Raw genomic sequence first — 24283 nt, 5'->3', positions numbered from 1 at the left:
CCGGCACGGCGCACCCGACACGGCGTACGTGACCGCGCGTACGTGACCGCGCGCACCCGACGCCGCAACCCCCCTCACGTGTGGGGTCGTTCACTCTCCGGAGCGGCGAACGCCCTGGGGCGAGCCCCTCACCTTCACCCCCCTCCCGGGTACCGGGAGCGACGCCCGCACCCCCCGGAACGGACACGAGGAGCCCGCTCGTTAGGGTGAACGGTCATGAGCGTGAAGGGTTTTGAGGGTTACCTGGCCCGGCTGGGCATCGACGATCCGGGCGCGCCGTCCGCCGAGGGCCTGAAGGCCTTGCAGCGGGCGCACCTGGAGCGCGTCCCGTACGAGAACGTCGGCATCCAGCTCGGACGGCCGCCCGGCATCGAACCGGAACTGTCCGTACGGCGGTTCGCCGCCGGGCAGGGCGGTTACTGCTTCCATCTGAACGGCGGCTTCGCCGCGCTGCTGGAGGCCCTCGGGTACGACGTCACCCGCCATGTCGGCGGCGTGCACGAGCGGCCCGACGGGCGCGGCGCGAACGGCAACCACCTGGCGCTGACGGTCCGGGCCGGCGGCGAGGACTGGTTCGTCGACGCCGGGCTCGGCGACGGCCCGCACGAACCGCTGCCGCTGCGCCCCGGCACGTACCGGCAGGGGCCGTTCACCTACCGGCTGGAGCCGTCGGTCACCGAGCCGGGCGGCTGGACGTTCCACCACGACCCGCGCAGCTCCTTCCCCGTGATGGAGTTCGCCGCCCGGCCCGCCACCATGGCGGACTTCGCCGACGAGCACGTGCGGCTGTCCACCGCGCCGGACTCGCCGTTCCAGGCCACCTTCGCCGCCCTGCGCCGTGACGCCCACGGCGTGGACCTGCTGCGCGGGCGGGTCCTGACCCGCATCGACGCGGTCGGCCGAGCCGAGCGCACGCTGGACACGGCGGGGGACTGGTTCGCGGCCCTCACCGACGTCTTCGGGCGCGACCTGAGCGGTCTCGACGCCGACGACCGCACCGCGCTGTGGGAGCGGGTGACGCGCGCCCACGAGGAGTGGCTGGCCGCACGGGCGACGCCCGCGGCGTAACCGCACTCATGCCACGGGACCGGCGCGGTCCGGGGGGTCCGCCGGGCCCATGACGTCCGCCGGGTCCGGCGGGTCCATGACGTCCGCCGGACCCGTCAGGTCCATGAGGTCCGCCGGGTCCGCCGGATCCGTCAGGCCCGCGACCAGGCGGGCGGCGTCCGCCCGGAACACCGCCGAGGCGGCCGCCGTCCGCCGGTCCCGCGCGTTACCCGGCCGGGCCAGCGCACCGGCCGCCGCCAGCAGTTCGGGAAGACCCCGGGCGTACGTGGTCAGGCCCTCGGCCGCCATCTCCCGGACCCCCGCCGCCCCGTGCCCCGCGATGGGCCGGTAGCCGATCACCGGGACCCCGGCGGCGAGCGCCTGCACCGCGGTCTGGCCCGCCGCGTTGTCCACCAGGACCCTCGCCGACGCCATCAGCCCCGGCATGTCGTCCGTCCAGCCCAGCGCCCGCACGCCGGGCAGCCGCGCGGCCCGCCGCCGCAGCCGGCCGTCCCGGCCGCAGAGCAGCACCGGCCGGAAACCGTTCCGGGCGAGCGCCCTCGCCGTCCCCAGCAGCCCCGGACCCACGCCCCATGCCCCGCCCGAGAGCAGCACCACGGGCCGGCCCTCCCCGCCCTCCCGGCCCTCCGCGCCGTCCGTGTCCGCCCCGTCCGCGGCGGCCGCGGGGAACTCCGGCGGCACGACCGGCCCGGTGGCGACCGCGGTCCGGCCCGTGCCGTCCCGGGCCGCCCGCGCCGCGGACCCGGTCACGCACAGGTACAGGTCGTTCCCCGGGTCCAGCCAGGCACGGTGCACCGCGAAGTCGGTGACGAACACCGCGCACGGCACCCGCAGCGCACCCCGGCCGCGCATCCGCCCGGTGATCCGGCCCGCGAGGTGGAAGGTGGAGACGATCACGTCGGGCCGCCACCGCTCCACGAGCGCGCCCAGCCGCCGTTCCGCGAGCGCCGCCAAGGGGGCCACGTCCAGCCCCCGGCGGGCGGGCCCCGGTCCGGAACGCGGCCGGGGTGCCAGGAACAGCGCGTGGATCGCCGCGTACACCGGGGGGACCCGCCGCACCACGAACCGGTAGAAGCCGCGCATCGCCGCCCCCGTGCCGGGCGGCAGCAGCGTCAGCACGTCCCTCACGAGGACCTCGTGGCCGTCCGCGCGCAGCCTGCGGGCCAGCTCGCCGGCCACCGCGTCGTGGCCCGCGCCCATGCTCGCGCTCAGGACCAGGCATCGCCGCTCCATGTGACGCCCTCCGTTCGGTGCTCCCATCCTGCTCCGTCCCCGCCCCACGGAAGGGCCCGGAGCGGGTGAATCGGACTGTTCGGGTGGATCAGCGGGCGCACCGGGCGGGTGCGGGGAGGTGAACCGGCGCGTAAGCGGGAGGCTGGAGGGGCACGGTCGACGACAGTCCGGAGGATCCGCCATGCCCCTTACGCCCCGTCACGAGGCCCCGCCCCGTCACGCGGCCGGACCGGGAAGGGCACGGCACGGCACCCGCCCGGCCGCTCGCCCGGTCGTGCTCGTCACGGGCGCGTCCTCCGGCATCGGCGAGGCGGTCGCCGACCGGTTCGCCGCCGACGGCCGCTGTCGGCTGCTCCTCGCCGGGCGGGACGAGGAACGGCTGGCCGCGGTGGCACGGCGGACCGGCGGCGGGGCGCTGGCGGCGGACCTGGCGGAGCGGGCGGGGGTGGAGCGGCTGGCCGCCGAGGCGCTGGAGCGGGAGGGCCGCGTCGACGCGCTGGTGGCGGCCGCCGGCATCGGCTGGGCGGGGCCGTTCACCCGGATGCCCGCCGAGGCCGTCGACCGGCTGATCGCGCTCAACCTCACCTCCGTCGTGCACCTGGTGCGCCAGGTGCTGCCCGGGATGGCGGAGCGGGGGGTGGGCCGGGTGGTCCTGATCGGTTCGATGGCGGGCCGGGTCGGGGTGGGCAACGAGGCGGTGTACGCCGCGACCAAGGGCGGACTGCTGGCCTTCGCCGACAGCCTGCGCTACGAGCTGGCCGGCACCCGGGTGGGCGTGACGGTCGTCCTGCCGGGGGCGGTGGACACCCCGTTCTTCAGCCGCCGGGGCGTTCCGTACCACCGTGAGCACCCGCGCCCGGTGCCACCGGAGCGGGTGGCCGAGGTGGTGTGGCGGGCGGTCGTACGGGGCCGGGAGGACGTGTTCGTGCCCGGCTGGCTGGCCGTGCCCGCCCGTCTGCACGGGGCCGTGCCCGGCTTCTTCCGCGCCATGGCCAAGCGGTTCGGCTGAGTACGGTGCTGGCCCTGTCGATCTGCCTGGCGCTGCTGGCCGCCCTCGGCAACGCGGGTGCGTCCGTGCTCCAGCGGCAGGGCGCGGCCGCCACCGGGCCGGAGCCGGAGTCGGGGCGCCGGGGCTCGTGGATGGCCGGGCTGGTGCACCGGCGGGTGTGGGTGTGGGGCGCGGCCCTGCTGGCCGTGTCCGGCATCCTCCAGGCGCTGGCGCTGGCCACCGGGCCGCTGTCGGTGGTGCAGCCGGTGATGAGCACCGAGCTGATGTTCACGCTGGTGGTGGGCGGGGTGGTGTTCCGGCGCCGCCCGGACACCCGGACGCGGTGGGCGTTCGGCGCCATGGCGCTGGGCCTCGCGGTGTTCCTGGCGATGGCCGACCCGACCGGCGGCCGGTCCACGGTGCCCCTGTCCGACTGGGCCTGGACGGTTCTGGGCGCGGGGCTGTTCGTGGCCGTCCTGGCCGTGGTGGCGTTCCGGCTGTCACCGGCGCCGCGCGCGGCGGTGCTGGGCACGGCGACGGCCACCGGCTTCGCGTGCACGGCCGCGCTGCTCAAGGACGCGCTGGGGCGGCTGCCGGACGGGATCGACGCGGTGTTGACCACCTGGCAGCCGTACGCCGCGGGAGGCGTGGGGCTGGCGAGCTTCCTGCTGCTCCAGGTGACCCTTCGGGCGGGCAGCCTGGTGGCGTCGCAGCCCGCGCTGACGCTGGGGGACGCCCTGCTGAGCGTGGTGCTCGGCGTGACGCTGTTCGCGGAGCGGGTGCACCTGGGCTGGCGGGTGGTGTTCGAGGTGCTGGCGCTGGTGGTCCTGGTGGCCGGCTGCGTCCAGCTCGCCCGGTCCCCGCTCGTGACGGACGACCCGGAGCACCCGGGGGAGCGGTGGTGAGCGCCCGGCCGGTGGCGGCCCTCGCGGGAGCGGCGGGAGCGGCGGGCGCGGTGGGCGCGGTGGCGGCGGGCGCGGTGGCCGCCTGGCACGTCGGGCCCGCCGCGACCTGGCTGCCCGGCGCCCGCGCCGTGCTGTGGCCGGGCCTGGACGGGCGCGGGGACCCCTCCCACGTGGCGCTGACGTTCGACGACGGCCCGGACCCCGACACCACCCCCCGGTTCCTCCGCGCCCTGGACGACCTGGACGTGCGGGCCACCTTCTTCGTGCTCGGGAGCCGGCTCGCCGACCACCCCGGACTCGGGCGGCTGATCGCGGCGGAGGGACACGAGCTGGCCGTGCACGGCTGGCGGCACGACCGGCCCTGGCGCCCCCGCCCCCGGCTCGACGCCCGTGAGGTGGCGCGGGCGGCGGAGCTGGTCGCCGGCGCCGCCGGGCGGTGGCCGCTGTGGTACCGGCCTCCCTACGGCATCCTCACCGGCGGCCGGTGGGCCGCCGCCCGGTCGGCCGGGTTGCGCACGGTGCTCTGGTCGGCGTGGGGGCGGGACTGGACCGCTTCGGCGACGGCGTACAGCGTGCACGCCGAGGTCACCAGGACGCTGCGCGGCGGCGGGACGGTGCTGCTGCACGACTCGGACATGGTGAGCGCGCCGGGGGCGTGGCGGGCGGCGCTGGGCGCGCTGCCCGGGCTGGTGGCCGAGTGCCGGGGGCGGGGCCTCCGGGTGGGACGGCTCGACGACCACGGGCTGATCGAATAGCTCATACATTCGATTTACTCGTACGCTGGGGTCATGGCAGCACACCTCCAGGGATCGCTCTTCGACCAGACCGACGAGATCCGCCTCGGGCCGCTGGACCCGGTCCGGCGCACCGTGCTCGGCGACGGGGCCTGGATCGACCTGCTGCCCGCGTGGCTGCACGGGGCGGACGCCCTCTTCGAGGAGCTCGCCGAGGGCGTTCCGTGGCGGGCCGAGCGCCGCACGATGTACGACCACGAGGTCGCCGTACCGCGCCTGCTGGCCTTCTACGGCGAGCGGGACGCCCTGCCGCACCCCGTGCTCGACGAGGCCCGCGCCGCGCTGTCCGCCCATTACGGCGCCGAGCTGGGGGAGCCGTTCACCACGGCGGGCCTCTGCTACTACCGCGACGGCCGGGACAGCGTCGCCTGGCACGGCGACCGGATCGGGCGCGGCGGACGGCAGGACACCATGGTCGCCATCCTGTCGGTCGGCGAGCCCCGGGACCTGGCCCTGCGGCCCGTGCGCGGCGGCCCGTCCAGGCGGGTGCCGCTCGGGCACGGCGACCTGATCGTGATGGGCGGATCGTGCCAGCGCACCTGGGAGCACGCGATCCCCAAGACGGCCAAGGGCGTCGGACCCCGGATCAGCGTCCAGTTCCGGCCCCGGGGCGTCCGCTGACGGGCCGCCCGGGCCCGGTGGGGCCCGGGCGAGACACCGCGGGCCAGGCGAGACTTTGCGGACACCCCCTAGAGCCGGTGCACCCGCTGGCTGCTCAGCTCGTACCGGGCGCCGACGATCGCGAGCCGGCCCGTCGCCACCCGGCCGGCGAGGTCCGGTTCGGCGGCCAGCAGACCGCGCACACGGCGGACGTTCGCCGTGATCGTCGCGTCGATCCGGGCCGCGCCCGTGTGCGTGTGGTCGATCGCGGGCCGTATCCGCTCGGCGATGTAGTCGATGTGGGCGGGCGGCCGCTCGCCGGTCTCCTCCGCGCGCACCGCGGCGGCCACGGCCCCGCACGACTGGTGGCCCAGCACCACGACCAGCGGTATCGCCAGCTCCAGGACGCCGTACGCGATGCTCCCCAGCACCGCCTCGTCCAGCACCTCGCCCGCCGAGCGGACCGTCATCAGGTCCCCCAGGCCCTGGTCGAACACCAGCTCCGGCGGCACCCGGGAGTCGATGCAGCCCAGGACCAGCGCGAACGGGTGCTGGCCGGAGACGGCCGCCACCCGGGCCGCCGCGCTCTCGTCCGGGTGGGTCTGGTGCCGCGACCGCCAGCGCCGGTTGCCGCGGGCCAGCTCGCGCAGCGCCTCCGCCGGGGTCGTGGGGCGCGGGCCGCCGCGGGCCGTCATGACCGCCGGCCCGGGTGCCGGGGGTGCCGGTGCTGCCGCGGCCGCCGCCGGGGCCGGGACGAGCCCGGCGCCCAGGACGGCGGTACCGCCGAGCGCCGCCCGCAGCAGGGCCCGCCGGCCGCGCGGGGAGGGGAGGGAGAGCGGGACCGAGGGGGCTGCCGGACCGGCGCCGGAACGAGTCGTCACGCCGCGCACCGTACGCCTGGCCGCTTCCGCACCTGATCGGGTTTGATCTCTGTTGGTGCGTTCATGGTCCCCCTATGGCCCACCCATGGATCGGCTTTGCACGCACGCCGCAGTGGCCGTTCCACCGCCCCGCGAACGCCCCGGCGAGCCGGGTGCGCCCCGTGTTCGGCCGGCGACCGGCGGTCACTCATGGTCGTCATGGGGCATGCGGTGTTAGAAAGGGGAGCGTGGTCCACTTCTTCGACCGATTCCGTGGTGCCTCGGTTCGGTCACTGGCCGAGAGGCTCCCACGGAGCGTCGCGGGACAGGTCTTCGTCCTGCAGGTGGCGCTCGTCGTGCTGCTGGTGCTCGGCGCGGTCCTGGCACTCCTCCTCCAATCGCGCAGCGACAGCGACCGGGAAGCCCGCAACCGCTCCATCGCCGTGGCCGAGTCCTTCGCGCACTCCCCGGGCCTCGAGGACGTCCTGAAGAACGACCCCGATCCGTCCGGCGTCCTCCAGCCGCTCACCGAAAGCGCCCGCAAGCGCGCCGGGGTCGACTTCATCGTCGTGATGGACACCCGCGGCATCCGCTACACCCACCCCCAGCCGGAACGGATCGGCGGACGGTTCGTCGGCACCATCGCGCCGTCCCTGGGCGGCAAGGTCCTCACCGAGAGCGTCGACGGACCCCTCGGCGAGGAGGTCCAGGCCATCGTCCCCGTCCGGGGCTCGAAGGGGCAGGTCATCGGGCTGGTCTCCGCCGGCCTGGAGGTCCGGAACGTGACCGGCGTCGTCAACCGCCAGCTCCCCGTCATCCTCGGCATCGCCGCCGCCGGCCTGGCCGTCACCACCGCCGGCACCGCCCTCGTGGCACGCCGGCTGCGGCGCCAGACGCACGGCCTCGGCCCCACCGAGATGACCCGGGTGTACGAACACCACGATGCCGTCCTGCACTCCGTACGCGAGGGCGTCGTCATCGTCGGCGGCGACGGCCGGCTGCTCCTCGCCAACGACGAGGCGGAACGCCTGCTCCGGCTGCCCCCGGACGCCGAGGGCCGCAGCGTCCGGGACCTGCCCGGCCTCGACCCCGGCATGGCCGAACTGCTCTGCTCCGGGCGCGTCGCCACCGACGAGGTCGTCCCCGCCGCCGACCGGCTGCTCGCCGTCAACCAGCGCCACACCGACCGCCACGGCGGCCCCGCCGGCACCGTCGCCACCATCCGCGACACCACCGAGCTGCGCTCCCTCACCGGCCGAGCCGAAGGCGCCCGCCGGCGGCTCAACCTGCTGTACGACGCCGGTGTCGGCATCGGCACCACCCTCGACGTCGTCCGCACCGCCGAGGAACTCGCCGAGGTCACCGTCCAGCGCTTCGCCGACTTCGTCACCGTCGACCTCGCCGACCCCGTCCTGCGTGGCGAGGAGCCCAGCGGCACGGCCGCCGACATGCGCCGCACCGCCGTCTCCGGCATCCGCGACGACCACCCCCTCTACCCGCGCGGCAAGATGATCGGCTTCGTGCCGTCCACCCCCCAGGCGCGCGGCTTCGGCACCGGCCGGGCCGAGCTCGTCCCCGACCTGTCCCGCGCCCCCGGCTGGCAGGCCCAGGACCCCGAGCGGGCCGCCCGCATCGTCGACTACGGCATCCACTCGCTCATCGCCGTCCCCCTCAAGGCCCGGGGCGTCGTCCTCGGCGTCGCCAACTTCTGGCGCTCCGAGAAGCCCGACCCCTTCGAGGAGGAGGACCTGGAGCTCGCCGAGGAACTCGTCGCCCGCGCCGCCGTGAGCATCGACAACGCCCGCCGCTACACCCGCGAGCACGCCATGGCCGTCACCCTCCAGCGCAGCCTGCTGCCCCGCGCCCTGCCCGAACAGAGCGCCCTGGAGGTGGCCCACCGCTACCTGCCCGCCCAGTCGGGCGTCGGCGGCGACTGGTTCGACGTCATCCCCCTCCCCGGCAGCCGCGTCGCCCTCGTCGTCGGCGACGTCGTCGGACACGGCCTGCACGCCGCCGCCACCATGGGCCGGCTCCGTACCGCCGTGCACAACTTCTCCACCCTCGACCTGCCCCCCGACGAACTCCTCGGCCGCCTCGACGACCTCGTCGGCCGCATCGACCAGGACGAGGACGCCATGGGCTCGGGCGCCGGAATGACCGGCGCGACCTGCCTCTACGCGGTGTACGACCCGGTCTCCCGGCGCTGCTCCATGGCCCGCGCCGGCCACCCGCTGCCCGCCCTGGTCCACCCCGGCGGCCAGGTCGAGTTCCCCGACCTCCCGGCCGGGCCGCCGCTCGGCCTGGGCGGCATACCCTTCGAGACCCGCGAACTCGAACTGGCCGAGGGCAGCCAGATCGTCTTCTACACCGACGGGCTCATCGAGGACCGCACCCGCGACATCGACGTCGGCATCGAACTGCTCCGCGAGGCACTGGGCCGGCCCGCCTCCGGACCCGAGGAACTCTGCCGGCTCGTGCTCGACGACCTGCTGCCCGCCCACCCCAAGGACGACGTGGCCCTGCTCGTCGCCCGCACCCGCGCCCTCGGCTGCGACCGCGTGGCCGACTGGGACGTGCCCTTCCACCCCGGCGCCGTCGGAGGGATCCGCTCCGCCGCCGTCCGCCGGCTCACCGAGTGGGGGCTGGACGACCTGTCGTTCGCCGCCGAGCTCATCCTCAGCGAGCTCATCACCAACGCCATCCGCTACGGCGCCGCCCCCGTCCGGGTCCGCCTGCTGTACGACCGGGGCCTGACCTGCGAGGTCGCCGACCACAACAGCACCTCACCCCACCTCCGGTACGCCGCCACCACCGACGAGGGCGGCCGCGGGCTCTTCCTCGTCGCCCAGCTCGCCGAACGCTGGGGCACCCGGTACACCGCCCACGGCAAGGTCATCTGGGCCGAACTCCCGCTTCCCGGCACCGGCGGACCGGCGGGCGACGGCACTGGGACCCTGCCGTTCGACATCTTCAACGCCGGCGTCATCTGACCGGTCCGCCCGCAAGGAGTGCGCATGTCCACCCCGCACGGCCCGACGCTCCGCGAACTCGCCACCCAGGCCCTCTCCTCCACCCGGACCGGCTACGACCTCCTGGCGCCGAAGTTCGACCACACCCCGTACCGCACCGCCGACCGCGTGCTGCGCGCCGTCGCCGACGCGGTACGGCCCCACGGGCCCTTCCGCGCCGGCCTCGACGTGTGCTGCGGCACCGGCGCCGGGGTGGGCGTCCTGCGCGAACTGTGCGACGAACGCGTCACCGGGGTCGACTTCAGCGCCGGCATGCTGGCCCACGCCCGCGCCACCCACGCGGCGGCACCCGGCGGGCCCGCACCCCAGTGGGTACGCGCCGACGCCCGCGCCCTGCCCTTCCGCGCCTCCTTCGACCTCGCCGTGAGCTTCGGCGCCTTCGGGCACTTCCTGCCCGCCGAGCGGCCCGGGCTCTTCGCCGGGGTGCACCGGGCGCTGCGCCCCGGCGGCCGGTTCGTGTTCCCGCTCCCGGCCCCGCCCGAGGTCGGCTCCCGCCCCTACTGGGAACTGTGGGCGTTCGACGCGGCCATGCGGCTGCGCAACCTGCTGTGGCGGCCCCGTTTCGTCATGTACTACCGCACCTTCCGGCTCACCGACGTCGTGGAGCAGCTCACCCGCACCGGCTTCACGGTGGAACTGGCCCCGCTGGAGGAGTTCGGCCGCAGGTCCGACGGGGCGCCCTCCTGCCGGCTGGTGACCGCGCTGCGGGCGTGAGCCGCCCGGGTGCCGCCCGGTTGCGGCCGCCCGCGACAGCCGGTCGAGTGGGAGACCCGCCCGCGATCCGCCGGATCCGGCACGGCACGCGGACAACGGCACCGGCCCGAATCACCTCTTCGGTGTCGTACCAGTGGTTTCCCCGAGAGGCAGTGAAGAAGACATGGCCGTCGGCGCATCGAGTGTCACCGTCCCCCCGGACCCGGGCGACGACCCCGGGTCCGGGCCCGCCGGGGGTGACGGCGACCCGCGCGGGTCGCGCACCTCCGGGTGGCCGGCGGCCCTCGCCCTGCTGCCCCTGGGCCTGCTGGCCGCGGCCGCCTGGCTCGGCCGGTACGTCCGGCCCAGCGCCGACGAGTGGTGCTTCCTGCCCGCCGTGCGCGACGACGGCATCTCCGGCCTGATCGGGAAGTTCTACTTCACCGACAACGGGCGGATCGGCAACGGACTGCTCGTCGGGCTGTACGCGAAATTCCCCGTCGCCGGGCACCAGTGGTACGGCCTCGTCAGCGGCGTGCTCGTGCTGGGGCTGCTGTGGGGGCTGACCGTGCTCCTGCCGCGCCGGGCCGGCCTGCGCCTCCCGCGCGGGGTGCCGCTGCTCGTCGCCGCCATGATCACGGCGGTGTTCCTGTTCGCCACGCCCAACACGTACAAGACCTTCTACTGGCCCGCCGCGTCCGTCTCGCACACCCTCGCCCCGGTGCTCGCCTGCGCGGCCGTGCTCCCACTGCTGCGCGCCCGCGGCCGGCGCGGGCGGGCCGCCGCGCTCGGGGTGGTCCTCCTGGCGGGCGTCTTCATGGGGACCCTGTCCGAAGAGGCGTCCGTGGTGGCCCTGGTGGTGCTGTCGGGCGCCGTCCTGTTCGCCGGCCGGCTCTTCACCGCGCGGTTCGTGCCGTACGTCCGCGCCTGGTCCCTGACCGGGATGGCCGGCGTCGCCGTCGGCACCGTGGTCCTGGTGACGTCCCCCGGGTCGCGCAACCGGCGCGAGCGGTTCGGCGCGGAGACCACCTCCATGCTCGCCCCCGAATCGCTGGCCGCCTCGCTGCGGGCCTTCGTCCGCATCCTGGAGACCGTCCTGACGACCTGGCAGTACACGGGCGCCGTCGCCGCCGGGGTCCTGCTGGGCCTGCTGGCGTCCCGGGGCCCCGTGCCCGGCGGGCGGCGGGTGCTGCTGCCGTGCCGGCCGCTGCTGCTGACGGGCCTCGGCACGGCGGCGTTCCTGATCTCCGGCTACCTGTGCACCGTCATCACCTACCCGGTCTTCGGGGCCAGGGTGGTGACCTCGGAGCGCACCTGGAACGACTACCTGCTGCTGTTCGTGCTGCTGCTGACCGGCGCGGGCGCCCTGCTGGGACGGGCGCTGCGGCTGCGCGGGGTGCGCACCGGCGCGGTCGCCGGGCTGGCCGCCGCCGTGTGCGCGGTGACGGTACTCGGCCTGGCCGTGCCGCTGTACGAGCTCGGCGGGGACATGCGCGTACGGGCGCAGAAGTGGGACCGCCAGGACCGGTGGCTGCGGGAGCGGGCGGCCGCGGGCGCCCGGGTGCTGCCGTACAAGCCGGTCTCCGTGAGCGGGATGCTGGAGCCGTTCAGTGCCAACGGCACCCGGGCGTGGCCCGCGCGGTGCGTGGCCGACTACTACCACCTGGACAAGGTCACTCGCGGGACGCGCCTTCCCTGACCGGCTCCGCGGGCGGCCGCCGCGACCCGGACCGGCGGGTGGCGGCCGCCCCGGAGGTGATGGCCCAGCGGGCGAGGACGAAGGACAGCGGGGTGACGAGGAGCCCGGCGGCCACGGCGGCGAGGTTCTCGTCCATCCCGAGCCGGCTCACCGCGAGGTGCAGCAGGATCCCGCTGCCCACGACGTTGGCCGCGCCCGACAGGGGGTAGCGGGCGAACGCCCGCCAGGTCGGCCGGGTGCGGACGGTGACGTACGAGTTGAGCAGGAAGGAGCCGACGACGCTCACCGCGTACCCGATGACGTGCGCGGTCAGGTAGGGCAGCCAGACGTTGAGGGTGGCGTACACCCCGTAGTAGACGGCCGTGTTGGCGAGGCCGATCACGGCGAAGGTGGCGAACTGGCGGACGGCGGGGGCGCGCAGGGCGGCGGCGACGGATCTCATGGAGCGGTCCTCACGGCCTGGGCCGGGCCCGTCCCGCCGGCTCCAGCGTGGCGTCCGTGCCGCGGCCGAGGGTCGCCGAGCGCTCGGTCTCCCGCACCACGTAGTGCGGGCGGCGCTTGGCCTCGTGGTAGATCCGGCCCACGTACTCCCCGATGACCCCGAGCGTGGCGAGCTGGATGCCGCTGAGTGCCACGACGGCGGTGATGAGGGTGGCGTAGCCGGGCGTCTCCACACCGTCGAGGAGCACGTTGGCGATGATCCACAGGGCGTAGACCAGGGCGGACAGGAACAGCCACAGACCGGTGTGGATGGCCAGGCGCAGTGGCCGGGTGTTGAACGACAGCAGCCCGTCGATGCCGTAGTCCAGCAGCCGTCTGCCGCCCCACTTGGAGCGGCCGGCGGCCCGTTCGACGTTCTCGTAGCGGAAGCTGACCGTGTCGAACCCGATCCAGGAGAACAGTCCCTTGGAGAAACGATTGCTCTCGGGGAGCGACAGGAGCGAGTCCACCGCGCGGCGCGACAGCAGCCGGAAGTCGCCCGCCCCGTCGGCGATCTCGACGTCCATGAAGCGGCGCACCAGGCGGTAGTAGGCGTGGCTGAGCGCGGTCCGCACGGCGCCCTCGCCCGTGCGGTCGCGCTGGGCGATCACCTGGTCGTAGCCGTGCCGGTGCAGCTCCAGCATGCGGGGGAGGAGCTCGGGCGGGTGCTGGAGGTCGGCGTCCATGAGGACCACCACCTCGCCCCGGGACATGCGCATACCGGCGAGCAGCGCGGACTCCTTGCCGAAGTTCCGGCTGAAGGACGTGTAGCGCACCCGCCGGTCGGCCGCCGCGAGGACCCGCAGCCGCTCCACGGTCCCGTCGCCGCTGCCGTCGTCGACGTAACAGACCTCGTAGGTCACGCCGGTCGGCTCCAGGGCGGCCGTCAGGGCGGTGTGGAAGGCGTCGATCACCTCGCTCTCGTCGAAGCACGGGACGACGACCGACATGTGGACCATGGGCTGCTCACTCCATGCACTGGTGTGCGGGCGGCGTCCGGGAGTTCGGGCCGCCGTCCAAGGAGGATGGCCGGGGGACCGCCGGGGTTGCCTCGGCCGGGCGGCGGACTTCGCCGTGTCCAGCCAGTGGAGCGCGGTGACGGCCGGGCCACAGCCCCACGCGGTCCACTCGGGTGAGGGCGTGCGTCCGCCCCGCCACCCGGAATCGGGGGACGGGGCGGACGGGACTCGGCGGGACGCGGAGCCCGTGGGGTCAGCCCTTGCCGACCTCCTTGTTGACGGCGGCGGGCGATTCGTACTGCTTGTCGGGAAGGGAGTCCAGGGCCTTCATGACCTCTTGGCCCGCCTTGTGCTTCGACGCCTGGTCGACGATCTCCTCCTTCGACGCCGGGTAGTTGACGCCGCCGAGGGCCTTCTGCATTTCGATGGGGTTCACAGCCATGGTCGAGGGGTACCCCGGCCGATCGGCCGGTACCGGGGCCGAAGTCCATGTCACGACAATGGAGCAGAAGCGCTTTTCCTCCCCTTTCTCCCCACGCAGCGCGGATCCGTCACGGTTGCATCACAATGTCGTGTGAGGACCGGAGAGCGCGGGCACATCCATGTGCGGGAGGGCGACCCGGTCCGGGGACCGGCGCATCGCCCGGTCCCGGGGAGGCCGGCCCGGAGAAGGCATCGGCGTCCCCTCTCTCCTTGCTTCGTGGCGTGGGAAAGGCAGGTACGTTCATGCTGTTGGCGCATCCCGCAGTGCTTCGTGAGCTCGTAGCCCGTTACGAATCCCTGTGCACCGCCTCCCAGGAGATGGCCCTCGCGCCCGACCTGAAACGACGGCTCGACGATGTCACGTACACGCTCTGCGTGACCACCGGGACGCGGCACCTGGACCAAGCGCTGGCGGCGGCACGCGCCAGGCTGGCCGCCACGACCACGGCGTCGGCCGCCACCGCCGGCGTCACCACCGCGTCGGTCGCCTCCGCGGTCACGGCGGTCCCGGCGACCGCGGTCGCCGCCGCCGCGGTCACCGCCACCTGACGGGAAGACTTTCGGCGGCCCCGGCCCAGGGGTTGACCGGGGCCGCCACGGGTGTCCGCGGGGAGTGCGGAGCGCCCGGTCAAAACACCAGGGGGCGACGCGAGGAGGGAGCGTCGTCACGCCGGTGTTCTGTCCCGTTCCCCGGGTCGTTGCACCGGGGTGTCCGAGCAGTAAATATATTTACCGTCGAGTAAGCAAGTGCATGAAAAATTTCATGCGCTGCCGACGTATGAAAACGTCTGAAAACGCCCTGGTGGGAGCTGTGAGAAGCGTCTCGCGCGACCGGAAGACGTCAGTCGTCGAGGAAGAAGTTGTGCTGCTCCGCGGCCTGCTCGTACCCCTCCAGCCGCAACTGGGTCCGCTCCGGGTTGGCGTCCGCCATCGCCTGGAGCACCGCGGCCGACAGCACGCCCGGCGCCGCGTACGAGTCGAAGACCAGCCGTGAGCCCGTCCCGGCCGTCAGCGTCACATCGGCCTCCTCCACCAGCGGCCCCAGCGTCAGATCCGTGATCAGAGCGATGCGCAGCCCCGTACGGCGCGCCGCCCGCATCGCCGACAGCGTCTCGTGGGCGTGCCTCGGCATCGCGAACGCCAGCACCCATGTCCCGCCCGCCTCCCGGGACTGCAACAGCGCGTCGTACGCGACGCTCCCGCCCCGGGTCACCAGCCGCACGTCCGGATGGATCCGGCGCGCCGCGTACGCGAAGTACTCCGCCAGCGACACCGAGATGCGCAGACCGAGCACCGTCAAGGGCACGGAAGTCGCCAACTCCCGGCCCACGTCGAGGATCTGCCCGGGATCGGCCACCAGGCGGCGCAGGTGCTCCAGGTTCTCGATCTCCGCGTCGATCGCGGCCTGCAACTCGTTGCGGCGGATCTCCTCCCGCGTGTCCGGCGTACCCGCCACCGCGCTGAGCGCGATGGGCTGCAACGCCTCCCGCAGCGCCGGGAACCCGCTGTACCCCAGCGACGTCGCGAACCGCGTCACCGACGGCTGGCTGACCCCCACCCGCTCGGCGAGGTCCGTGATCGACAGGAACGCCGCCTCGGTGAGGTGGTCGATCATGTACTGGGCGATCCGGCGCTGGGCGGGGGACAGCCGGTGGCCGCCGAACAGCGCCATGACCCGGTCCAGGGGAACCGAGGGGGCCGACTCCTCCGTGGAGCCCGGCTTGCCCGGCGTGATCGCGGCCGCCTGCGCGCGAGCCTGCTGCCCTGATGGCACCGGTGTGCCTCCTTCTTGTCCCGATTGCGCTCAACATAGCTCAACGCGCCCCACCGCTCCCCGGCCACCGATGTGCGCGACGCGGCCGCTCGGGAGCATGCTGGCTGTGTGCCCCGGCACCGCCCGCGACGGGCACGGGCCGCCGGGCACCCCCCGCTGAGTGAGGCCGGGACATGCCAGGGACACCGCACGACAACGGCACCGCGCACGACAACGGCACCGCGAAAGCCGAGGGGCCGCCGGACGCGCTGGTCCGGGAACTCGCCTGCGCCACGGTGGACGCCGTCGAGTCCACCGGCGCCTTCGCGGGCGGCGTCTACCTGCGGCCCGGCACGCCGGGACTCCTGCGCCTGGCCGCCATGGCCGGGCTGCCCGCCCTGCTGTTCCACCCCTGGTGGCGCATGCACATCAACCGCCCCTTCCCGGTGGCCGAGTCCTACCGCTCCGGCCAGGGCGTCCACCTCGCCGACGCGGAGGAGGCCATGCGCCGCTTCCCCCAGCTCATGGCGGGGCTCCCGTACCCGTTCGGATCGCTGTACGAGCCCGTCGGGGACGGCCGGGAGCGGTTCGGCGTCCTCGTCGTGCTCCGCGCGGCCACCCCCGGCCGCCCCGTCGACCCCGGCGACCGGCGCCGCATGCGTGACGCCGCGCACCGCCTCGGCACCCGGCTGGCCCACCTCGCGGACCGGGGCACCCCCGTGGTCTGGGACGACCCGCCCGTCAGCGTCCAGCTCCCCGCCCGGACCACCCCGCCCGTGCGGACCGCCCACCTCGACGGGGACCCCGCCACCGGCGCGCTCACCCCGGACGACACGCTCACCACGATCCTCGCCGCCACCCCCACCACCCCCACGGCCCCCGCGGGCGGCCCCCACGCCGGCCCCGCCGGCCCCGCCCGGCTCGACGGGTTCGCCGGAATGCTGGCGCCCGAGGACAGGTACGGGGTGTGGGCCCTCGCCCGGCAGGTCGCCGGGGCGGACGGGCCGGTGAGCCGGCGCATCTGGCTGCGGGCCGGCGACGGCCGCCCCTGCCTCCTGGAGCTGACCGGCGGGGCGGGGCACCTGCACGGGGCGCTGGTCGACCCCGGGGCCGGGCCGGTCGTCGCCGCCGCGACCGACCGGCTGCCCAGGGGAGTGGTCTCCCTGGACCGGCTCGGGCGGATCGTGTTCGTCAGCCGCAGCGGGGAGACCCTCCTCGGCCGGCCGGGACCCGAGCTCGTCGGCCGCCCCCTGTGGGAAGCCCTGCCCTGGTTCGGCAAGCCCTCCTACGAGGACCACTTCCGGGCCGCCCTGCTGTCCGACGAACCCGTCCACTTCCTGGCCCGCCGCGACCCCGACGGCTGGCTCACCGTCTCCCTCTACCCCGGCCACGAAGGCCTCACCGTCACCTTCGCCACCGCCGACCGCCCGGCCTACGCCCCCGGCTCCGTCGTCTCGCCGGGTGCCGGACTCGGCTCCCCGGCCGACCGGGCGTCCATGCTCTACCGCCCCGTCGCCCTCGCCATCGCCCTCACCGAGGCCGTCACCGCCCGGCAGGTGTCCGCCGTCGTCACGGACGAACTGCTGCCCGCGTTCGGCGGCCGCCAGCTCGCCATCTACCTCCTCGGCGAGCGCCAGCTCCGCCTCGCCTGGGAGACCGGCTTCCCGCAGGGCTTCCTCGACCGCTTCGACGGCGTCGGGCTCGACGCCCGGCTCCCCGGCGTGGAGACCCTCACCACCGGCCGGCCCATCTTCTTCGAGTCCATGGAGCGGCTGGCGGCCGCGTACCCCGGCATCCCCCTGGACGCGCACGTCGGCGCCCGGGCGTTCCTGCCCCTGATCGCCTCCGGCCGCCCGGTCGGCTCCTGCATCCTCGGCTTCGACCGGCCCCGCGGCTTCAGCCCCGAGGAACGCACCGTCCTCACCGCCCTCGCCGGACTGATCGCCCAGGCCCTCGAACGCGCCCGTCGCTACGACTCCGAAGCCGCCCTGGCCCGCGGCCTCCAGGACGCCCTGCTGCCGCACAGCCTGCCCGAACTCCAGGACGTCGAGACCGCCGGCCGCTACCTCCCCGGCACCCGGGACATGGAGGTCGGCGGCGACTGGTACGACGTCATCGACACCGGCGCGGGCGTCGCCCTGATCATCGGTGACGTCCAGGGGCACGGCGTCGCCGCCGCCGCCACCATGGGCCAGTTGCGCAGCGCCGTACGGGCCTTCGCCCTCGCCGGACACGATCCGGAGGAGGTGATGAGCGGCACCAACCGGCTGCTCATCGACCTCGACCCGGGACAGTTCGCCACCTGCTGCTACGTCGTCCTGGACCCCGCGACCGGGCGCACCCGCGCCGTCCGTGCCGGGCACCTCCAGCCGCTGCTGCGTCACCCGGACGGCACAACGGAGGTCCTCGACCTGGCCGGCGGCGTGGTCCTCGGCATCGACCCCCGGGCCGGCTACCCGGTCACCGAGCTGCGGCTCGCGCCCGGAGACCTCCTCGCGCTGTTCACCGACGGGCTCGTCGAACAGCCCGGCACCGACATCGACGAGGGCATCGAGCGGCTGCGCAGCGCCCTCTCCCGCGTCGGCGCCCGCACACTCGCCGAGACCGCCGAGCGGCTCATCCACGAGGCCATGCCCGAGGCCGACCGGTCCGACGACATCGCCCTGCTCCTCGCCGCCCGCACGGCCGGCGGCCGCCCCCGGCCGCACCCCACGGAATGATCGCGGTTGTGCCGGACGGAGCGCCGACCGACCATGAGGAGACGTGAGGAGGCAGGTGCCATGAGCGCGGTGTACGCGGCCGAGGGTGCCGACTTCCGCGGCCCCCTCGACGTCACGAAGGCGGCCACGGCCGTCCTCGACGCCGACGGAACGGTCATCGGCTGGGGACCGGCGGCCCACGCCCTGCTGGGCTACCCGCCGCAGGAAGCGGTGGGCCGCCCCATCGGCTCCCTCATCGTGGACCGCCCGGGCGGGTACCACCTCGCCACCCCGCTCCCCGGCGCGGCCCGGGCCCGGTACCAGATCCTCCACATGCGCCGCCGGGACGGCCACATCATCCGGGTGGCCACCGCCACCCTCCCGCTGTCCCACGAAGGCCCCGGACCCGCCCGGCTGCTCGCGGTGGCCGACGCCGACGAGACCGAACGCTGGGAAGCCCTCCAGTCCATGCTCCGCGGCCTGGCCACCCAGTCACCCGTCGGCCTCGCCATCTACGACACCGACCTCCGGGTCGTGTGGACCAACCACGCCCTCTACCGCGAGATGGGCACCTCCCAGTACGCGGGGCTCGGCCCCGACGACATGGTCGCCCAGGGCGAGATCCTCTCCGACGGCTACCCCGGCACCCTGGAAGAGACCATGCGCCGGGTCCTCGCCACCGGCGAACCCGTCATCGAACTCCACTACAGCGGACGGCCACCCGCCGACCCCGAGCACGACCACGTCTGGTCCTGCTCCTACTACCGGCTCCAGGACGCGGACGGCCGGTCCCTGGGCGTCTGCGAGGAGACGGTCGACATCACCGACCGCTACCTCGCCCAGCAGCGCCTGGACCTCCTCGTCCGGGCCGGCGGCCGCGTCGGCACGTCCCTGGACATGACCCGCACCGCACAGGAGCTCTCGGCCGTCGCCGTACCGCAGTTCGCCGACGGCATCACGGTCGACCTCGTCGACGTCGTCCTGCAAGGCGACCAGCCGCCCCCCGGAACCACCGCCGGGCGGGTCGTCCGCGTCTGGGAAGGGACCAGGGGAAGCCCCGGCGCCACCGCCCGCCCCGCCGGTACGCCCCGGCCGGTCGACCACCCGCCGCACTCCGTCCAGGCCCGCTGCCTGGCCGCCGGGCACCCCGTGATCGACACGCCGGACCCGCGCGAGGACGGGGCGCGCTCCCTCCTCGCCGTCCCGCTGCGCACCGAGGGCGCGCCCCTGGGCGTGGTCACCTTCTGCCGCGACCGGCACCCCGACCCGTTCGCCTCCGGCGACCTCCCCCTCGCCGACGAACTCGTCGCCCGCGCGGCCGTCTGCATCGACAACGCCCGCCGCTACACCCGCGAGCACGCCGCCGCACTCACCCTCCAGCGCAGCCTGCTGCCCCGTCACCTGCCCCGCCTGACCGGCGTCGACGTCGCCCACCGGTACCTGCCGGCCGACAGCCGGGCCGGCGTCGGCGGCGACTGGTACGACGTCATCGCCCTGTCCGGCACCCGCGTCGGCCTCGTCGTCGGCGACGTCGTCGGTCACGGCGTGCCCGCCGCCGCCACCATGGGCCGGCTGCGCACCAGCGTCCGCGCCCTCGCCCGGCTGGACCTCCCGCCCGACGAACTCCTCACCCGCCTGGACGAACTCATCACCCAGGACGCCCACGAACAAGCCGCCGTCCGGACCGGCGGCGACGACGCCGCCCTCGGCGTGACCTGCCTGTACGCCGTGTACGACCCCGTCACCGGACGGTGCAACATGGCCAGCGCCGGCAGCCCCCCGCCGTCCGTCGTCGACCCCCTCACCGGACGGACCAGCCACCCGGACGTCCCGGCCGGCCCGCCCCTCGGCCTCGGCGGACTGCCGTTCGAGAGCATCGAGTTCGACCTCCCCGAGGGCAGCCTCATGGCCCTGTTCACCGACGGGCTCGTCCAGGGCCGGGGCCGGGACCGCGACGCCGAACTCGACGCCCTGCACACCGTGCTCGCCGACCACCGCCGCCCCCTCGACGACCTGTGCGACCGGATCGTCGGCACCCTGCTGCCCGGCCCCGTCGGCGACGATGCCGCCCTCCTCCTCGTCCGCACCCGCACCCTCGACAGCCACGAAGTGGCCGCCTGGGACCTGGCTGGCGAACCCGAAGCGGTCGGCCGGGCCCGCTCGCTGGCCACCGGACAGGTCGACGCCTGGGGACTGGACGGCGAACTGTCCTTCACCACCGAGCTCGTGGTCAGCGAACTCGTCACCAACGCCATCCGCTACGCCTCCGGACCCGTCCAGCTCCGGCTCATCCGCGACCGCACCCTCATCTGCGAGGTCTCCGACACCGGTCACACCTCACCCCACCTGCGCCGCGCCGGCAGCGACGACGAGGGCGGCCGGGGACTGTTCCTCGTCGCCCAGATGACCCAGCAGTGGGGCACCCGCTACACCCCCACCGGCAAGACCATCTGGGCCGAACAGCCGATCCCGCCCTGACCCATCGCCTCCTCGGTTTGCCACCGGGTCCGGCCGGATACCCGCAACGGCCCCGGCGTCGTGACGAGGAGGACCCGTTGCGCCTGTCCCACAGCCGCCCGACCGACCCGGGCCACACCCGCGTCCGCCACGGACGCGGGTTCCGCTACCTCGACCCCGCCGGACAGCCCCTCCGTGACCCGGCCGAACTCGCCCGGATCAAAGGCCTGGTCATCCCGCCCGCCTGGCGGGACGTCTGGATCTGCGCCCGCGCCAACGGCCACCTCCAGGCCGTCGGCACCGACACCGCCGGCCGCCGCCAGTACCTCTACCACCCGCGGTTCCGCGCCGAACAGGAACAGGCCAAGCACGAGCACGTCCTCGACGTCGCCGAACGGCTCCCCGCCCTGCGGGAGTCCGTCGAGGCGCACCTCGGCGACCGCGGACTGACCCGGAGGCGCGTCCTCGCCACCGCCGTACGCCTGCTCGACCTCGGCTTCTTCCGCATCGGCAGCGACCGTTACGCCGAACTCAACAACAGCTACGGCCTCACCACCCTGCTGCGCGACCACTCCTGCTGCCAGGGCGGCGCCGTCCTGTTCACCTACACCGGCAAACACGGCCGGGAGATCGTCCAGACCGTCGCCGACCCCGCCTCCTGCCGCACCCTCACCGCCCTGCTGCGCCGCCGCGGCGGCGGCAACCGGCTCCTCGCCTACTGGGAGCGGCCCGCGCGGCGGGACGTGACCGGCGAGGACGTCAACGCCTACCTCAAGGAAATCGCCGGCCTGGAGATCACCGCCAAGGACTTCCGCACCTGGCACGCCACCGTCATGGCCTCCGTCGCCCTCGCCGTCTCCCAGTCCGTCGCCCGCAGCGAGAGCGCCCGCAAGCGCGCCATCGCCCGCGCCTGCCGGGAGGTCTCCGGCTACCTCGGCAACACCCCCGCCGTCTGCCGCGCGTCCTACATCAACCCGCGCGTGATCGAGCTGTACGAGGAGGGCGTCACCGTCGCCCGCGCCCTGCCGCACCTCGGCGACGAGGGCCCGTACGGCGTCCCCGCCACCCAGGGCCCCGCCGAACGGGCCGTCCTGCGCATGCTCAGGACCGGCCGCGAACCCGACGTCGTCTGATCACGGCCAGGACGGCTCCTTGCGCGGCACCACCACCAGCTCCGACACCGCGCTGCCCACCGGCACCGACAGCGCGTACAGCACCGTGTCCGCGACGACGTCCGGGCTCTGGAGCATCGACACGTCAGCGTCCGGGAACCGCTCCAGGATGAACGGTGTCTCCATGCCGCCCGCGATGATCCCCGTCACCCCGATCCCCGGGCAGTCCCGCTGCGCCTCCTTGAACAACGTGTGCGTGAACGCCCGCAGCCCCGACTTGGCCGCCGAATAGGGACCCGCCTCGGTCCAGGTGCGGTTCGACGCGGTCGACAGGATGTTCACGATGTGGCCGCCACCCCGGGCGATCATCCGCCGGTACGTCTCCAGACACAGGTACACCGGGCCCAGCAGGTTGGTGGTGACCACCCGGGTCACCTCCTCCGCCGTCAGATGCTCGATCGGCTTGGACACGTCCACGGCCGCGTTGTTCACCAGCACGTCCACCGCCTGGCCGTCCCGCTCCAGCTCCCGGTAGACCTCCGCGACCGCCCGCGCGTCCGTCACGTCCAGCTCCACGAACCGCGCGTCCCGCCCCTCCTGGGCCAGCTCGTCGCACAGCTCCCGCGCCTGCTCCTTGCGCACGTCCGCGACCAGCACCGACGCCCCCGCGCCGGCCAGCCTCCGGGTGATCGAGGCGCCCAGTCCGCGCGCCCCACCGGTCACCAGCGCCTGCCTGCCCGAAAGATCCATGCTCTTCGCACCTCCGCCTCGTCGTACCTGACCACCACTGTGGCCTGCGCCACTACGCTCGGCATGCCGGACGGTCACTGTGAGCAAGCACACCAGAAGTGTCGAAAGCCCAGCTCAGCCCCCGCAGCAGGCCCCCGCCACCCCGTGCCCGCGCCGCCCTCCACCACCCCCGCACCGGCCCTTCTGCCACCATGGGCGACGCTGCGGGACCGCCTCTGACGAGGCGCGCGGCAGCAGACAGATCCGGTGGACCGGCCGTGCGGAGCAGCACGTGGCCTCCCTTCCGCCTGATTCCGCCATCCGAGTCCACCGGCTCGTCACCCCCGTAACTCACCGTGCCTCCTTCCTCCATGCCCTCCGCCCGTGCCGACCGCTCGCCGTGGCGCTCCCTGAAGTACCGCAGCATGCGCTGGTGGTCCGTCGCGAACCTGGTGTCCAACGCCGGTACGTGGATGCAGCTCACCGTGCAGAACCTGCTGGTCCTCCAGATCACCGGATCCGCCGCCGCCACCGGCCTGTCGCTGTCCGTCCAGGCCGCGCCCGGACTGCTGATGGGCGTCGCCGGCGGCGCCGCCGTCGACCGCTGGCCCCGCAAGCTCACCGCTGCCGTCAGCCAGGCGCTGCTCGGCGCGGTCGCCTTCACCACCGCCCTGCTCGTCGCCTTCGACCAGCTCGGCCTGGGCGTCCTCCTGGCGCTCGCCGCCGTCACCGGCCTCATCGCCACCATCGACGGACCCGCCTGCGCCCTGCTGGGCAACGACCTGGTCCGCGCCGAGGACGTGCCGTCCGCCATCGGCGTCGGCTCCCTCGTCAGCAACGCGGGACGCCTCGCCGGCACCGGACTGGCGGGCCTCGCCGTCGGCGTCTTCGGCACGGCGGCCGCGTACGCGGCGAACGGACTGTCCTTCCTGTTCGTCGCCGCCGTCATCCCCTTCCTGCGCCCCGTCGCCGGAGCCGTCACCACCGCGGCGCCCACCGCGAAGCGCGACGACCCCGACATGACCGTCCGCGAAGGCCTGCGCTTCTTCGCCCGCCGCCCCCGCCTGGTCGCCCTGGCCGGCATCACCGGCATCAGCGCGATCTTCGGCCGGAACTACGGGCTCACCCTCGCCGTCCTGGTCACCGGCCCGCTCGCCGGCGGCGCCGGCGCCTTCGGCACGGTCTCCACCGTCCTCGCCGTCGGCGGCATCGTCGGCGCGGTCCTCGGCGCGCGGCTGCGCAAGCCCTCCGTGCGCCTGGTCGGCACCCTGGCGGCCGCGGGCGCCCTGCTCCAGGCCGTCGCCGGGCTCGCGCCCTCGCTGGCCGTGCTCCTGGTGCTGGTGCTGCCGATGGCCGTCGCCGAGTCCGTCTCCGACACCGCCGGGACAACCGTCCTCCAGACCGACCCGCCGGCCGAGATGCGCGGCCGGGTGCTCGGTGTGTGGGGCAGCATCAAGACCGTCTGGGGCCTCGCGGGCCCGCCGGCGCTGGGCCTGATGATGGAGCTCGCGGGAGCGCGGGGCGCGCTGGTGACGGGCGGCCTGCTCATCGCGGGCGCGATCGGGGCGGGGCATCTGCTGCGGCGGCGCGGGGTGTCGGAGCCGGTGCTGCTGCGGCCGGAGCCGGCGGGGCTGCCGGCGCTCTCCACCGCGGCCTGAGCCCGCCCGGCCCGCGCCGCCCCACCCGCGCCCGGGCGCACCGGGAGGCGCACCGCCCCGGGGGGAACGGGGAGGGGGCGCCGC

Annotated in this window: 20 protein-coding genes; 13 read left to right on the top strand and 7 right to left on the bottom strand. The window is 74.9% G+C overall.

Translation table 11 applies throughout. From position 1 onward, the window contains the following. Nucleotides 1–216: 216 nt before the first annotated feature. The gene (locus ACZ7LK_RS15660) at nucleotides 217–1068 is read left to right on the top strand and encodes an arylamine N-acetyltransferase family protein (protein WP_392273584.1); all 852 of its coding nucleotides are present in this window, start codon (nucleotides 217–219) and stop codon (nucleotides 1066–1068) included. A gap of 6 nt (nucleotides 1069–1074) precedes the next feature. Here ACZ7LK_RS15660 and ACZ7LK_RS15655 read toward each other — a convergent pair whose 3' ends face one another. Further along, nucleotides 1075–2301 carry an MGDG synthase family glycosyltransferase gene (locus tag ACZ7LK_RS15655; RefSeq protein ID WP_471141091.1) on the bottom strand — a complete coding sequence of 409 codons (1227 nt, stop codon included), beginning with the start codon at nucleotides 2299–2301 and terminating at the stop codon, nucleotides 1075–1077. A 181-nt stretch (nucleotides 2302–2482) separates the two neighbouring features. Between ACZ7LK_RS15655 and ACZ7LK_RS15650 the strand changes: the two genes are divergently transcribed. From ACZ7LK_RS15650 to ACZ7LK_RS15635, 4 genes are read left to right on the top strand one after another with little or no spacing between them, the layout of a single operon-like run. After that, entirely contained in the window at nucleotides 2483–3310 is an 828-nt protein-coding gene (locus tag ACZ7LK_RS15650) for an SDR family NAD(P)-dependent oxidoreductase (RefSeq protein ID WP_469463365.1), read from the top strand. Nucleotides 3311–3315: 5 nt separating this feature from the next. After that, the gene (locus ACZ7LK_RS15645; protein WP_392273587.1) at nucleotides 3316–4194 is read left to right on the top strand and encodes a DMT family transporter; all 879 of its coding nucleotides are present in this window, start codon (nucleotides 3316–3318) and stop codon (nucleotides 4192–4194) included. Then, nucleotides 4188–4949, top strand: a complete 762-nt coding sequence (locus ACZ7LK_RS15640; protein WP_471141086.1) for a polysaccharide deacetylase family protein — start codon at nucleotides 4188–4190, stop codon at nucleotides 4947–4949. Before ACZ7LK_RS15645 ends, ACZ7LK_RS15640 begins: the two co-directional genes overlap by 7 nt. Before the next feature lie 33 nt (nucleotides 4950–4982). Continuing rightward, nucleotides 4983–5609, top strand: a complete 627-nt coding sequence (locus tag ACZ7LK_RS15635) for an alpha-ketoglutarate-dependent dioxygenase AlkB family protein (protein ID WP_392273589.1) — start codon at nucleotides 4983–4985, stop codon at nucleotides 5607–5609. A 68-nt stretch (nucleotides 5610–5677) separates the two neighbouring features. Here ACZ7LK_RS15635 and ACZ7LK_RS15630 read toward each other — a convergent pair whose 3' ends face one another. Further along, nucleotides 5678–6469, bottom strand: a complete 792-nt coding sequence (locus tag ACZ7LK_RS15630) for a carbonic anhydrase (RefSeq protein WP_471141082.1) — start codon at nucleotides 6467–6469, stop codon at nucleotides 5678–5680. Nucleotides 6470–6792: 323 nt separating this feature from the next. Here ACZ7LK_RS15630 and ACZ7LK_RS15625 point away from each other — a divergent pair, with 323 nt between their 5' ends. From ACZ7LK_RS15625 to ACZ7LK_RS15615, 3 genes are all read left to right on the top strand, one after another. Next, nucleotides 6793–9438, top strand: a complete 2646-nt coding sequence (locus ACZ7LK_RS15625; protein ID WP_471141079.1) for a SpoIIE family protein phosphatase — start codon at nucleotides 6793–6795, stop codon at nucleotides 9436–9438. Between the two features lie 24 nt (nucleotides 9439–9462). Then, a complete protein-coding gene (locus tag ACZ7LK_RS15620; protein ID WP_392273592.1) occupies nucleotides 9463–10191 on the top strand; it encodes a class I SAM-dependent methyltransferase in 729 nt (242 codons plus the stop codon). A 163-nt stretch (nucleotides 10192–10354) separates the two neighbouring features. After that, nucleotides 10355–11869, top strand: coding sequence for a DUF6056 family protein (locus ACZ7LK_RS15615; protein ID WP_392273593.1), 1515 nt, complete (start codon nucleotides 10355–10357; stop codon nucleotides 11867–11869). Here ACZ7LK_RS15615 and ACZ7LK_RS15610 read toward each other — a convergent pair. The 3 genes from ACZ7LK_RS15610 to ACZ7LK_RS15600 form a co-directional block, all read right to left on the bottom strand. Then, nucleotides 11844–12311, bottom strand: a complete 468-nt coding sequence (locus tag ACZ7LK_RS15610) for a GtrA family protein (protein WP_392273594.1) — start codon at nucleotides 12309–12311, stop codon at nucleotides 11844–11846. The two genes, ACZ7LK_RS15615 and ACZ7LK_RS15610, sit on opposite strands and share 26 nt — an antisense overlap. 10 nt (nucleotides 12312–12321) lie before the next feature. Further along, complete coding sequence (locus ACZ7LK_RS15605; RefSeq protein ID WP_392273595.1) at nucleotides 12322–13308, bottom strand: glycosyltransferase family 2 protein; 987 nt, start codon at nucleotides 13306–13308, stop codon at nucleotides 12322–12324. A 253-nt stretch (nucleotides 13309–13561) separates the two neighbouring features. Continuing rightward, on the bottom strand, nucleotides 13562–13750 hold the full coding sequence (locus tag ACZ7LK_RS15600) for a DUF2795 domain-containing protein (protein WP_392273596.1): 189 nt from the start codon (nucleotides 13748–13750) through the stop codon (nucleotides 13562–13564). Between the two features lie 284 nt (nucleotides 13751–14034). On the opposite strand from ACZ7LK_RS15600, the gene ACZ7LK_RS15595 reads away from it, so the two are divergent. Beyond that, nucleotides 14035–14340, top strand: a complete 306-nt coding sequence (locus tag ACZ7LK_RS15595; protein WP_471141073.1) for a DUF5133 domain-containing protein — start codon at nucleotides 14035–14037, stop codon at nucleotides 14338–14340. Between the two features lie 292 nt (nucleotides 14341–14632). Here ACZ7LK_RS15595 and ACZ7LK_RS15590 read toward each other — a convergent pair whose 3' ends face one another. Continuing rightward, nucleotides 14633–15565 carry a MurR/RpiR family transcriptional regulator gene (locus ACZ7LK_RS15590; RefSeq protein ID WP_392273598.1) on the bottom strand — a complete coding sequence of 311 codons (933 nt, stop codon included), beginning with the start codon at nucleotides 15563–15565 and terminating at the stop codon, nucleotides 14633–14635. Nucleotides 15566–15738: 173 nt separating this feature from the next. Between ACZ7LK_RS15590 and ACZ7LK_RS15585 the strand changes: the two genes are divergently transcribed. The 3 genes from ACZ7LK_RS15585 (at nucleotide 15739) to ACZ7LK_RS15575 (ending at nucleotide 21833) form a co-directional block, all read left to right on the top strand. Next, nucleotides 15739–18264 carry a PP2C family protein-serine/threonine phosphatase gene (locus ACZ7LK_RS15585; RefSeq protein WP_471141069.1) on the top strand — a complete coding sequence of 842 codons (2526 nt, stop codon included), beginning with the start codon at nucleotides 15739–15741 and terminating at the stop codon, nucleotides 18262–18264. A gap of 60 nt (nucleotides 18265–18324) precedes the next feature. Next, nucleotides 18325–20721 (top strand): SpoIIE family protein phosphatase, encoded by a 2397-nt coding sequence (locus ACZ7LK_RS15580; RefSeq protein ID WP_471141066.1) that lies wholly within the window; start codon nucleotides 18325–18327, stop codon nucleotides 20719–20721. Between the two features lie 77 nt (nucleotides 20722–20798). After that, complete coding sequence (locus ACZ7LK_RS15575; RefSeq protein WP_471141063.1) at nucleotides 20799–21833, top strand: DNA topoisomerase IB; 1035 nt, start codon at nucleotides 20799–20801, stop codon at nucleotides 21831–21833. Here the strand turns inward: ACZ7LK_RS15575 and ACZ7LK_RS15570 are convergent, their stop codons facing one another. Next, complete coding sequence (locus ACZ7LK_RS15570; protein WP_392273602.1) at nucleotides 21834–22562, bottom strand: SDR family oxidoreductase; 729 nt, start codon at nucleotides 22560–22562, stop codon at nucleotides 21834–21836. It lies immediately after the preceding gene. 404 nt (nucleotides 22563–22966) lie between these two features. On the opposite strand from ACZ7LK_RS15570, the gene ACZ7LK_RS15565 reads away from it, so the two are divergent. Continuing rightward, a complete protein-coding gene (locus ACZ7LK_RS15565) occupies nucleotides 22967–24199 on the top strand; it encodes an MFS transporter (RefSeq protein ID WP_469463382.1) in 1233 nt (410 codons plus the stop codon). The last annotated feature ends 84 nt before the right edge of the window (nucleotides 24200–24283 follow it).

The sequence above is a fragment of the Streptomyces sp. NPDC039423 genome, assembly GCF_055598725.1.
This window is presented reverse-complemented; position numbering and strand designations above follow the sequence as displayed.